Consider the following 12,269-nt stretch of genomic DNA (forward strand, 5'->3'; position numbering starts at 1 on the left):
AATGGGTATAAACACCTGTTTTAAAAATAACGGAATTCTAAAAACACAATAAGTTCTTAACATAATTCTATAGACCTAGTATTGTATACATTAATTACCTTTGTCCTTTTTATTGACTACCTGAAATGAAGCAACAAAAAACATACGAAAGCAATGAATTGATAGATAGATTGCCTCCACATTTAAAGCAATTTATCAAACCTCAAAATTATGAGGAATATTCGCCTATCAATCAGGCTGTATGGCGTTATGTAATGCGTAAAAATGTTGAATACCTTTCTAAATATGCTCACGAATCTTACCTCAAAGGTTTAGAAAAAACAGGTATTGAAATTGATACAATTCCAAGTATGTACGGAATGAATCGGATTTTAAAGGAAATTGGTTGGGCGGCTGTATCGGTTGATGGATTTATTCCTCCAAATGCTTTTATGGAGTTTCAAGCATACAAAGTTTTGGTTATTGCTTCAGATATACGTCAGTTAGAAAATATAGAGTACACTCCTGCTCCAGATATCATTCATGAGGCAGCAGGTCATGCTCCAATTATTGCCAATCCAGATTATGCTGAATATCTACGCCGTTTGGGAGAAGTGGGTGCAAAAGCTATTCTTTCTAAATATGATATCGATTTATACGAAGCTGTTCGAAAGCTTTCTATTTTGAAAGAGGCAGAATTAGTTGATGAAAATGAGTTGAAGTCTGCAGAAGAAGAAGTAAATCGTTTACAACAAATGAATGTTGAACTTTCTGAAATGGCACAAATAAGAAACCTACAATGGTGGACTGTTGAGTATGGTTTGATTGGTGAACTTGAAGACCCAAAAATATATGGTGCAGGACTATTATCTTCTATAGGAGAAAGTAAATGGTGCATGAGTGATCAGGTAAAAAAGATTCCATATAGTATAGATGCTATAGAACAATCTTTTGATATTACACAACCTCAACCCCAATTGTATGTAAGTCCAGATTTTTCTTACCTGATGCAAGTTTTAGAAGAATTTGCTAATAAGTTGAGTTTGAGAAAAGGCGGTAGCAAAGGTGTACAAAGACTGATTGAATCTCAAATGGTTGGAACCATTGAATTAAGCACTGGTTTGCAAGTTTCAGGAAAATTCTCTCGAGTTATTTTAAATGAAGATAGAGAAGTTATCTTCTTTAAGACTGAAGGACCAACTGCTTTAGCTTATCGTGAAAGAGAACTTATCGGACATGGAATAGAAACTCATTCCCATGGTTTTAGTTCTCCGTTAGGGAAATTAAAAAACATCAATTTAGCTATTGAAGATATGGGGCCTGTAGACCTTAAGGCCTATAATTTTTATGATGGAAAATGGTTGTCTTTTGAATTTGAAAGTGGAATTAAAGTAAAAGGATTAAACGTAACTGGAATTAGAAATCTACAAGGAAAGTTAATGTTAATACAACTAAAAGATTGCACGGTTACGTACAAAAAAGAAATCCTTTTCAAACCTGAATATGGCATGTTTGATATGGTTGTAGGAAAAGAAATTGTATCTGCTTTTGCTGGTGCTGCCGATTATAATTCATTTCCGAATTTGTACAACGTTTCTAAAACACTCACCGTTAAACCTAAGAAATCAGAAAAAACCAAACAACTAGAATCTTATTATCAAACCGTTAGAGATATTAGAGAAACTGGAGACTTGAAAGAGGTTCAATTACAAGAGATTTTCAAAAAAACACAATCCGATTATCAGAATGAATGGTTATTGCCTTTAGAAATGTTAGAGTTGACTAAAGATCATAACCTTCAAAATGAAATTACAAACTATCTCGAGAAGATCGCAGATGAAAATTCAAATCTTTCTTCATTAATTCTAGAAGGGATTAATCGGGTTTAAAGTAAAAAGTTTACCACTTTTCCATAAAACTCCTTAGGATTATCTGCATGCAACCAATGCCCAGCATTGGCAATAGTTTCTATAAGAGCTTTAGGAAAATGCGCTTTGATAATTGGAACTTCGTTTTCTGTGATATATCCTGAACTACCTCCTGCTAAGAATAACGTGTCTCCTTCAAAACTAGTAAACGACGGCAAGGCAGTTCCAACTTCAGAATTGTTTTCAGTTAATGAATCCAAATTGAAACGAAAATCTAATTGTCCTTTTTCTCTCCAATACACATTCTTTAACAAGAATTGTCTTACTCCTGCTTCTGGAATATACTGTGCCAATTGTTCTTCTACTAATTTTCGAGAAGTATGAATCGTAAAATCAATAGAGTTTAATGCCTTTAGTATTTCATTATGGTGTGGTTGGTAATATCTAGGAGAAATATCAGCAATAATTAATTTATCAACCAGTTCTGGATATTCAACCGCAAATAACATAGCTGTTTTTCCACCCATAGAATGGCCAAGTAAAATTACTTTTTCTAGTTGATGGTGTTCTATATAGTGATACAAATCTTCAGCTAAGAGCTCATAATCAAACTCTTCAGCATGAAAACTTCTACCATGATTTCTTTGATCTATTAGATGCATTTGAAAATGTTCTCCAAACTGATTGGCTAGAGATTTCCAATTATCACCCATTCCAAAATACCCATGAAGTATTAAAAAAGGGGTTCCTTCACCCACAATTCTTGAATGTAAGATTTCCATAATACTATTGTAATCTGTGCAAATACATATTTACAACATTCTGCAGCCCTAAGTATAAACTTTCGGAGATCAACGCATGACCTATAGAAACCTCAGCTAGATTAGGAATGTTTTGTTTAAAGAATTGGATGTTTTCTAGACTTAAATCATGACCAGCATTAATACCCAATCCTAACTCGTGAGCCAAAACAGCGGCCTTTGCATAAGGTTGCACAGCATCTGTATTACCTTTCTCGTATTCAGATGCGAATTGCTCTGTATACAATTCAATTCTATCGGCTCCAGTTTTTGCAGCAGCTTCTATCAATTTAAGGTCTGTGTCAATAAAAATTGAAGTTCTAATTCCAGAACTTTTAAATTCAGCAATCACTTCTTGCAAATACGATTGATGCGTAATTGTATCCCACCCAGCATTGGAAGTAATTTGATCAATACTATCTGGCACCAAAGTAACCTGAGTAGGTTTCACAGCCAAAACAAGTTCCATAAATTTAGGAATCGGATTTCCTTCAATATTGTACTCAGTTGTTACAATAGGCTTTAGATCGTATGCATCTTGATAGCGAATATGGCGTTCGTCTGGCCTTGGATGTATGGTAATTCCCTCAGCTCCAAACTCTTGAATATCTTCTGCAACCTTGAGTAAATTTGGCACATTGCCTCCTCTAGAATTACGCAATGTGGCAATTTTATTAATATTTACACTTAACTTTGTCATTCCATTAAATAAAAAGACAAAGGTAACCTATTTAGTCATTTTAAACTATATTCGTAAGGAATGAATCTGAAAGAATACATACTTAATGAGATCAAAGAATTAACTCTTTTGAACTCTATAAAAGAGGCTCAAAAATTATTCAAAGGGTTTCCCATTACGCATATTCCAATTGTAGAAAACGGTCAGCTTTTGGGGTGTATTTCTGAAAGTGATACTCAAACTATTGAAGACAATAGTGCTTCAATTTCGGAACATTCTCATTTGATAGATTTTTTCTTTGCTGATGAAAATATTACTTTATTAGAATTGATAAAACTCTTTGCAGATAATGATTGTAATATGATGCCTGCTTTAAACAAAGAGAAACAATATTTGGGATATTTTGAACTTAGTGATGTTTTAGATGCTTTCGCCTCTAGTCCTTTTTTATACAATAATGGTGTAGAGATTGTTGCATCGAAATCTAAAAAAGAATATTCTGCCAGTGAAATTAGTCAGATTGTAGAAAGCAATAATGGAAAGCTGTTAGGAATGTATATTTCTAGTGAAACTTCTGAAACTACTCAGGTTACTGTTAAAATTAGTTCTGAAGACATTAATGAGGTTATACAAACCTTCAGACGTTATAACTATAATATTGTATCCTTGCATCAAGATGATTTTTATTTGCAAGATTTAAAAGATCGTTCAGATTATTTACAGAAATACCTAGACATGTAATCATGAAGAAAGTAGCTGTTTTTGGGCAAACCTATACAATAAATGCAGAAAAAGAAATTAAAATTCTGCTAGATTCTCTGGAGAAACATAAAGTTGTTGTTTTCTTTGAAGATAACTTTTATAAGATTCTTAAAGACCACAAGCATTTATCTAAAAAATACCCTACTTTTTCTAGTTTTCATGATTTAAACAGTTCTTTTGACATGTTTTTTAGTCTCGGAGGAGATGGTACGATGCTAAGAGCAGTAACTTATGTTAGAGATCTTAACATTCCTATATTAGGAATAAATACAGGAAGACTGGGCTTTTTAGCTAATATTCAAAAAGATGAGATTTCAGAATCTATAGATTTATTAATTGCTAAAGAATATAGAATTCAGGAAAGAACCCTTCTAAGCATTCGAACTAAACCCGGAGTAAAAAAATTCAAAGACATTTCTTTCGCGTTAAATGAAATTACCATTGCTAGAAAGAATACAACTTCTATGATTGGTGTTCAAACTTTTCTCAATGATGAGTATTTAACCAATTATTGGTCTGACGGATTAATTATAGCGACACCTACAGGTTCTACAGGATACTCGTTAAGTTGTAATGGTCCTGTACTTTCACCAAATTCTAAAAACTTTGTAATAACCCCTATAGCTCCTCACAATTTAAATGCAAGACCTATGGTGATTCCGGATGACACTGCTATAAAACTTGAAGTGGACACTAGAGAGAAAGACTTCTTAATCTCTTTAGATTCTAGAATTACATCGGTTCCTAAAAAAACAAAGATCTATATCGAAAAATCTCCTTTTACCATTAAAAGTGTGATTCCTTCCAATCAATCTTTTTTAACTACTCTAAGAAGCAAGCTTCTTTGGGGAGAAGATACCAGAAACGAATCCAATCTTTAACTTTTGAATTACAATAAAAAATCAAAAAGAATGTTATTCAAAAAAGACTGGGTATTAACTTTATTAAGCAAATAGATTTATTTATATTTGCTCGCTATTTTTAAGGATGGGAAGGTATTTAATGTTGCTACTATGTATTTGCGTTTCAAGCAATTGTTTTTCGCAAATCAATGAGATAGGTTTTTTTGTGGGAGGTACTAATTACGTAGGAGACGTAGGGCGTACCAATTACATACAGCCAAATAATCCCGGTGGTACCATTTTATACAAATACAATGTAAACCCTAGAATTGCATTAAGAGGTACAGTTAGTCGTTTTTCTTTATTAGGAGACGACTCAGAATCTGAAAATGCCATTCGAAGAGCTAGAGGCTTTAAGTTTCAAAATCAGGTAAATGAAATCGCAGTGGGAATAGAGTATAACTTTTTTGAATACGATCTATCATCAACAAATAAGATAAGTACACCTTATATCTTGTTGCAAGTTGCCGCTGTTGATTACGAAACGCCAAGATTAGAAACTTCTCCTGGTAATTACAGGTTTACAAGAAACACTTCTGTTGCAATTCCTTTTGGACTTGGGTTCAAAACAAAGGTTTATGGCAAAATTGCTTTTGCAGTAGAAGCATCATTTAGATATACGTTTACAGATAAGTTAGATTATTCTACCAGTCAATTTCCTGCATTAGATTTCGGGGGAACATCAAACGATTGGTACATGTTTACGGGGGTTTCATTAGTATATACTTTTGGTAGACCTTCTTGTTTTGCTAATCGCAGATAGATTTATGGACAAAAAATTACGCATCGACCCACATAATGTTCCCAATCACGTAGCCGTAATCATGGACGGTAATGGTCGTTGGGCTAAAGGCAAGGGTATGAATCGTATTTTTGGTCATAGAAATGCTTTAACTGCCGTAAGAGAAACCATAGAAGCTGCCGCTGAAATTGGAACTAAAGCCATTACTTTATATGCCTTTTCTACAGAAAATTGGAACAGACCTAAAACTGAAGTAAAAGCTTTGATGACACTTTTAATCAATTCCTTGAATAATGAATTAAAAACATTTCAGGAAAATGATGTAAAAGTAAATGCTATTGGAAGTATTGATAGTTTACCTTCCAATGCACAAAAAACTTTACAAAGTGTTATTGATAAAACAAATAAAAATAAAAGAATCGTATTAACACTAGCACTAAGCTATGGTGCTAGAGAAGAAATTGTTAATACTATTAAAAACATATCTAAAAAAGTTGTTAATAACGAACTTAACATCGAAGAAATTGACGAAAAAATTATAAATAATCATTTATATACGTTTAATTTGCCCGACGTTGATTTGATGATAAGAACAAGTGGAGAACAACGAATAAGTAATTTCCTTTTATGGCAAATGGCTTATGCCGAATTATATTTCACAGATATACTTTGGCCAGATTTTAGAAGAGAGCATTTTTTTGATGCTATAATAGAATATCAGAATAGAGAACGAAGATTTGGAAAAACTAGCGAGCAAATTACACCTACAGAAAAGTAACATTTTTATTACTTTTTTGTTTTTTCTTTTACTATTAATATCTGCTTTTACTGCAAAAGCTCAGACAACTAATGACTCTACTAACGTAGTGAAGAAAGATACAATTCCAGTACAAACCAATTTCAACTATGAAAAAGGTAAAGAATACATTCTTGGAGGTGTCTCAATTACTGGTTTGAAAAAATTTAGTGAGCAGACGGTAAAAGTTTTCACAGGTTTAAAAGATGGTCAACCTATCAAATTACCTGGAGATAAGTTAACAAGTGCTATTAAAAAACTATATGAGAGTAAGCAGTTTAGTACTGTAGACGTTTATTTAGCTCGCGTAGATGGAAATACAGTATATCTTCAATTTGACGTTCAAGAATTACCTCAATTAAATGAGGTAACTATTACTGGTATTAAAAAGAATAAGGCGAAAAATATCAAAAGTGAGGCTGATATTAAAACCGGAGCTATGGTTACAGATAACTTAATTGTAACTACCAGAAACTATATCAAGAAAAAATATACAGACAAAGGTTTCTTAAAAGCCAAAGTTGATATTAAAACAGAAATTGATTCCTCAGACATCAACGTTGTAAACATGAAAGTACATGTTGATAAAGGAAATAAAATCAAGATTAAAAACATAAACTTTCACGGAAACAGTAATCTTTCTGACGGGACGCTAAGAACTGCAATGAAAAATACCAGAAGACAATTTCCTGGTAGATTCTGGAAAGGCTCAAAATATATCGATGATAAGTTTAATGAAGATTTAGAAAGCATCTTAGATAAATATAGCCGTTTAGGATTTAGAGATGCTCGTATTTTAAAAGATTCTATTTCTTGGAATGAAGACAATACTATCAACATCGATATTACTTTAGAAGAAGGAAGTCAGTATAGATTTGGAGATATCATCTATGTTGGAAACAAAAGTTATTCTGCAGAGAAGTTAAATCAGATTTTAAAAATTCAAAAAGGTGATATTTATAATGGATCTGTCTTAAAGGAAAGAATTTCTGGTGACGGAACTCCTACTTCTGAAGATATTCAAACACTCTATCAGAATAGTGGATTCTTATTCTCTCAAGTAAATGCTGTAGAAACTAAAGTAGTAAACGATTCTATTACAGTAGAAATAAGAATTAGAGAAGACGAAAAAGCCACCATCAATAAAGTTACTGTTGTTGGAAATGATAAAACTAACGATAAGGTAATTTTTAGAGAATTACGTGTAAAACCTGGAGATCTTTTTAGTAGAAATGCTATCATTCGTTCTATTCGTGAGATTGGACAATTAGGTTTCTTTGACACGAATGTAACTCCAGATGTAAAACCAAACTACCAAGACAAAACTGCTGATATCGAGTTTTCTGTTGTTGAAAAAGGAGGTAGTCAAATAGAACTACAAGGTGGTTATGGTGGAGGTTCTTTTATTGGAACATTAGGATTATCATTTAACAATTTCTCTATTCGTAATATATTTAACAAAGAAGCCTACAAGCCGCTTCCAATGGGAGACGGACAGTCTTTAGCTTTACGATTACAAACAAGTAGAACCTTTAACACATATAGCTTTTCATTTACAGAGCCTTGGTTAGGAGGTAGAAAACCACAATCATTATCGTTTTCTATTTATTCTTCTAAACAATTTCAGTTAAATCCGCAATCATTTGATGTGGATAGAAGTAGAAGTTTAGGTATTATTGGAGCTTCTATTGGTTTAGGGAAAAGATTACAATGGCCTAGTGACTGGTTTACATTATCGCAAACTATTAGTTACCAAAGTTTCAACTTAAACGATTACCAATTTAGAGTTGGAGAAGATATTTTAAGTAATGGTAGCTTAAATAATTTAGCCTACAATGTTACTTTATCTAGAAACTCTGCAGGACCTAGTTTAATTTTCCCAACTTACGGATCTACATTTAGTATTAGTGCTAAAGCTACATTCCCTTATTCATTATTTAACGATAAAGATTATCAAAGTTTAGCTCCAGCTGAAAGATTTAAATGGTTAGAGTACTATAAGTTGATCTTTAAAGGAAAATGGTATAATGGTTTTACCGACAAGTTGGTATTGATGGCTAATGCTGAATTAGGATACTTAGGTTTCTACAACCGCGAGTTAGGTACAACACCATTTGAGCGTTTCTTTGTTGGAGGTGATGGGATTGCGCAGTTCCAGTTAGATGGTAGAGAAAACATTGGTTTAAGAGGTTATGAAAACAATAGGTTATCTTCTATAGACGGAGGAACTATATATAATAAATTTCAATTAGAGTTAAGATATTCAATTACTGATTCCCCCAGTGCTTCTATTTATACGTTAGGATTTTTAGAAGCCGGTAATTCTTACGACAATTTTAGTAACTTTAATCCGTTTAATTTAAAAAGGTCTGCTGGTTTGGGGATTAGAATATTTATGCCTGCATTCGGTTTATTAGGAATCGATTTTGCTCATGGTTTCGATCCACTTCCTGGTTCAAATGTAAAGTCGGGTTGGCAAACACACTTTATCATTGGACAGCAGTTCTAACAAGTGGGGGATTAACTTTAATTTTTTTTTGGCATGATATTTTCAAAGCATAATATTGTGAGGTTGAAAATTTTTGTATCTGTATTCATTTTTTGTGCTATCACAGTTAGCGCTCAAAAAGCACAAAGAATTGCATACATAGATATGGAATATATTCTGGAAAACGTTCCTGAATATTTAGACGCACAAAACACCTTAGATTCAAAAGTAACTAAGTGGCGAGGTGAGTTAGACAAACTTACTCGATACATAGAAAAGCTAAAGACAGATTTAGCAAATGAAAGAGCTATTTTAACACAAGATCTTATTCAAGAAAAAGAAGATGAGATTACATTAAAACAGCAAGAATTAAGGAGATTAGAATCTTTATACTTTGGCCCAAAAGGCGACATGTTCTTACTAAGAAAACAATTAGTAAAACCTGTTCAGGATCAAGTATATAATTCGGTACAAAGCATAGCAGCTCGAAGACAATACGATTTTGTTTTTGACAAATCTAGCGATTTAGTTATGCTGTATTCCAATAAAAAACACGATATTAGCGACCTTGTTTTGAAGGCCATTGTTAGAGATCGTAAGATTAAACAAAACAAAGAAAAACAAGCTGCTAAGAAAAACCCAACGAAAGGGTTAAGTGATAAACAGAAAAAGGCTTTGGCCGCCAAAGAAGCTGCTAGAAAAAAGAAAGAAGAAGACAGAGCTGCTAGAAAGAAAAAGATCGAAGAAGCAAGAAAGAAAAGATTAGCTGATATAGAAGCTAAAAGAAAATTATTAAAACAGAAAAAAGAAGCAGCGAAAAAGAAAAAAGAAGAAGATAAAAAAAAGGAACAGGATAATAATTAAAATAAATCGAAATGAGAAAATTGAAGAGTTTACTATTGGTTGCATTTTTAGCACTTGGAATGAGCGGAGTTGCTAATGCGCAAAAAATAGGTCATGTGAATTTGGAAAGAGTTGTTGCAAACATGCCAGAAACTAGAGCTTTACAAGCTGAAATCGAAAAAATTTCTAAGACTTATAAAGATGAAATCGATGGAATGGGCAAAAAGTTTGAAGCGAAGTACAAAAAATACTCTGCAGAGCAAAACACACAAACCGAAGAGGTAAACAAGCAAAGAGCAGAAGAGATTCAAGGTGATAGAAATAGAATCGTTCAAGCTGAGCAAGCTGCTGTACAAGACATTCAACAAAAACAACAATCTAAGTTGATTCCTATCCTACAAAAAGCAGAAAAAGCAATTAAAGATATCTGTAAAGCAAAAGGATTGCTTTATATCTTAGATTCTTCTGCTGGAAAAGGAGTATTAGTTGCTGATGGTACTGATATCTATAACGACCTAAAAACAAAATTAGGATTGTTACCAGATCAAAAGCAACCTCAAACGACTGCTAAGAAGTAATAAAAACTTCTCACAATCTAATAGAAAATCCTATCGCTTACTACGATAGGATTTTTTATTTTTACACAACATGAATACTCATCATCATCCTATTGGTTTTTTTGACTCTGGAGTTGGCGGAACTTCTATCTGGAAAGAGGTTGTAGAATTACTACCTCATGAAAACACCTTGTATTTAGCAGATAGTAAGAATGCTCCTTACGGGAAAAAATCTAAAGAGGAGATTATTCAATTCAGTATCAAAAACACCGAATTCTTATTAAATCAAAATGCAAAGATTATTGTGGTTGCCTGTAATACGGCTACAACAAATGCTATTGAGATTTTACGCGAAAAGTATGATGTAGCCTTTATTGGTATAGAACCCGCAATAAAACCTGCTGGATTGGTTACACAGACCAAAAAAATAGGAATTCTAGCCACACAAGGAACTCTAAATAGTACGCTTTTTGAAACTACTTCTGGCAAGATTGATCCTGAAGTAACCATTATAGAACAAGTAGGTGAAGGTTTGGTAGATTTGATTGAAAACGGACAAATTGATTCTCCTGAAATGAATGCTCTTTTAGAGACGTACTTACAACCAATGATGCACCAGAATGTAGATGCTTTAGTTTTAGGTTGCACTCATTATCCGTATCTAATTCCTCAAATTCGATTGATCTTAGGAGAGAGTATTAAGATTATTGATTCTGGATTGGCAGTAGCACGTCAGACCAAACATATTCTTCAACAACAAGGATTACTGCAAACGCAAACAATTGCTAAGACATCTCATCAATTTTACATCAATAAAGAAGCTTCTGTATTGCACAGATTACTAAATAACTCTCAAGTAAGTATTGAAGAAAAAGCTTTTTAAAAAGTAGCGTTGATATTTGGACACGCTGAAGCTCTAGGTCTTCTAGTAAATAAGTTGATTCCAACAGATACTTGATGAAAACCTGCATCTGTTAAAACAATATCGTTAATTTGTTTAGTGTAGGTATAAGAGAACATCCATCGGTTGTAGTTTACACCAAGAATTGGAGTAATATAAGCTAAGTTTTCTATAGGTTGCGCATCAAAACTTCTACGGTATGACAATGCAGCCCAAAAACGACCGTCTTTAAAATTCTTATATGCTTTCACATTAAAATCTACAATACGCTCTCCTGTAGATTCACGCAATTGAATCATTACTGAAGGTTCGTATTGAATAAGTCTATCTTGTCCAAAATAGTACCCAAAGGATAAGATATAGTTTCTAAGATCTAATGGTTCTAAATTGTTATTTAAATTGTTTTTAGCTGATAATAATAAGTTCTTCACAGTAAAATATGACGAAAAACCTGCCCTGTGATAAGCAAGACTAAAATCTGCATTAAAGTAACTATCGCTCTGTATTAATTGTGCTACAGTTGGATCTCCAAAGAACTGTGATTGATCTACTTGATTTTGCACCGCTGTTAATGAAATACCAAAAGACAGCTGATTGATATAAGACCCTCTATTGATATCTAAATGATACGCATACGTACCTTGCAATCCTTTTTGAGAGTGAAATCCGTTGCTATCGTTAAACAAGACAAAACCAAAAGCCGCTTTTTCTCCAAAACGATTGTGAAAACTTAAGGTTTGTAAGGTTGGTGCATCTTTAATTCCTTGCCATTGTTGACGAGCTGTAAAACGAAGCTTTCCTGTATTTCCAATTCCGGCCGCAGAAGGATGCACTAAATATACATTGTCTGACAGATAATCTGAGTAGATAGGCAATGTTTCTTGTGCGCTTGCATTAGCAACAAAAATGAGGGAAACAATAAACGTAAGTTTTTTAAATAACTTCATAAAAG

General features: G+C 33.1%; 12 protein-coding genes. 9 read left to right on the top strand and 3 right to left on the bottom strand.

The window, feature by feature from the left end; translation table 11 throughout:
* Positions 1 to 125: 125 nt before the first annotated feature.
* The gene (locus tag AAON49_RS05030) at positions 126 to 1,868 is read left to right on the top strand and encodes an aromatic amino acid hydroxylase (protein ID WP_349553087.1); all 1,743 of its coding nucleotides are present in this window, start codon (positions 126 to 128) and stop codon (positions 1,866 to 1,868) included.
* Here the strand turns inward: AAON49_RS05030 and AAON49_RS05035 are convergent.
* Positions 1,865 to 2,629 carry an alpha/beta fold hydrolase gene (locus AAON49_RS05035; protein ID WP_349553088.1) on the bottom strand — a complete coding sequence of 255 codons (765 nt, stop codon included), beginning with the start codon at positions 2,627 to 2,629 and terminating at the stop codon, positions 1,865 to 1,867. The two genes, AAON49_RS05030 and AAON49_RS05035, sit on opposite strands and share 4 nt — an antisense overlap.
* A gap of 4 nt (positions 2,630 to 2,633) precedes the next feature.
* Complete coding sequence (locus AAON49_RS05040) at positions 2,634 to 3,347, bottom strand: pyridoxine 5'-phosphate synthase (RefSeq protein ID WP_349553089.1); 714 nt, start codon at positions 3,345 to 3,347, stop codon at positions 2,634 to 2,636.
* A gap of 60 nt (positions 3,348 to 3,407) precedes the next feature.
* Here AAON49_RS05040 and AAON49_RS05045 point away from each other — a divergent pair, with 60 nt between their 5' ends.
* The 8 genes from AAON49_RS05045 (at position 3,408) to murI (ending at position 11,299) form a co-directional block, all read left to right on the top strand.
* A complete protein-coding gene (locus tag AAON49_RS05045) occupies positions 3,408 to 4,067 on the top strand; it encodes a CBS domain-containing protein (RefSeq protein WP_349553091.1) in 660 nt (219 codons plus the stop codon).
* Positions 4,068 to 4,069: 2 nt separating this feature from the next.
* Entirely contained in the window at positions 4,070 to 4,969 is a 900-nt protein-coding gene (locus AAON49_RS05050) for an NAD kinase (RefSeq protein ID WP_349553093.1), read from the top strand.
* A gap of 121 nt (positions 4,970 to 5,090) precedes the next feature.
* The gene (gene porG, locus AAON49_RS05055; protein ID WP_349553478.1) at positions 5,091 to 5,753 is read left to right on the top strand and encodes a type IX secretion system protein PorG; all 663 of its coding nucleotides are present in this window, start codon (positions 5,091 to 5,093) and stop codon (positions 5,751 to 5,753) included.
* A gap of 4 nt (positions 5,754 to 5,757) precedes the next feature.
* Positions 5,758 to 6,510, top strand: a complete 753-nt coding sequence (gene uppS, locus AAON49_RS05060) for an undecaprenyl pyrophosphate synthase (protein WP_349553095.1) — start codon at positions 5,758 to 5,760, stop codon at positions 6,508 to 6,510.
* An 88-nt stretch (positions 6,511 to 6,598) separates the two neighbouring features.
* Positions 6,599 to 9,037, top strand: coding sequence for an outer membrane protein assembly factor BamA (gene bamA, locus AAON49_RS05065; protein WP_349553097.1), 2,439 nt, complete (start codon positions 6,599 to 6,601; stop codon positions 9,035 to 9,037).
* A 57-nt stretch (positions 9,038 to 9,094) separates the two neighbouring features.
* Complete coding sequence (locus tag AAON49_RS05070; protein ID WP_349553099.1) at positions 9,095 to 9,880, top strand: OmpH/Skp family outer membrane protein; 786 nt, start codon at positions 9,095 to 9,097, stop codon at positions 9,878 to 9,880.
* 11 nt (positions 9,881 to 9,891) lie between these two features.
* Complete coding sequence (locus AAON49_RS05075; RefSeq protein WP_349553100.1) at positions 9,892 to 10,437, top strand: OmpH/Skp family outer membrane protein; 546 nt, start codon at positions 9,892 to 9,894, stop codon at positions 10,435 to 10,437.
* Between the two features lie 70 nt (positions 10,438 to 10,507).
* On the top strand, positions 10,508 to 11,299 hold the full coding sequence (gene murI / locus AAON49_RS05080; RefSeq protein WP_349553101.1) for a glutamate racemase: 792 nt from the start codon (positions 10,508 to 10,510) through the stop codon (positions 11,297 to 11,299).
* Here the strand turns inward: murI and AAON49_RS05085 are convergent.
* Entirely contained in the window at positions 11,296 to 12,264 is a 969-nt protein-coding gene (locus AAON49_RS05085; RefSeq protein WP_349553102.1) for a PorP/SprF family type IX secretion system membrane protein, read from the bottom strand. The genes murI and AAON49_RS05085 overlap by 4 nt on opposite strands.
* Between the last annotated feature and the right edge of the window lie 5 nt (positions 12,265 to 12,269).

The sequence above is a fragment of the Pseudotenacibaculum sp. MALMAid0570 genome (genome assembly GCF_040151415.1).
Classification (GTDB): domain Bacteria; phylum Bacteroidota; class Bacteroidia; order Flavobacteriales; family Flavobacteriaceae; genus Polaribacter.

Coding starts and splice junctions, on each gene's coding strand:
- AAON49_RS05030 (WP_349553087.1), top strand. CDS start 126: ATGAAGCAACAAAAAACATACGAAAGCAATGAATTGATAGATAGATTG.
- AAON49_RS05035 (WP_349553088.1), bottom strand. CDS start 2,629: ATGGAAATCTTACATTCAAGAATTGTGGGTGAAGGAACCCCTTTTTTA.
- AAON49_RS05040 (WP_349553089.1), bottom strand. CDS start 3,347: ATGACAAAGTTAAGTGTAAATATTAATAAAATTGCCACATTGCGTAAT.
- AAON49_RS05045 (WP_349553091.1), top strand. CDS start 3,408: ATGAATCTGAAAGAATACATACTTAATGAGATCAAAGAATTAACTCTT.
- AAON49_RS05050 (WP_349553093.1), top strand. CDS start 4,070: ATGAAGAAAGTAGCTGTTTTTGGGCAAACCTATACAATAAATGCAGAA.
- porG (WP_349553478.1), top strand. CDS start 5,091: ATGTTGCTACTATGTATTTGCGTTTCAAGCAATTGTTTTTCGCAAATC.
- uppS (WP_349553095.1), top strand. CDS start 5,758: ATGGACAAAAAATTACGCATCGACCCACATAATGTTCCCAATCACGTA.
- AAON49_RS05075 (WP_349553100.1), top strand. CDS start 9,892: ATGAGAAAATTGAAGAGTTTACTATTGGTTGCATTTTTAGCACTTGGA.
- murI (WP_349553101.1), top strand. CDS start 10,508: ATGAATACTCATCATCATCCTATTGGTTTTTTTGACTCTGGAGTTGGC.
- AAON49_RS05085 (WP_349553102.1), bottom strand. CDS start 12,264: ATGAAGTTATTTAAAAAACTTACGTTTATTGTTTCCCTCATTTTTGTT.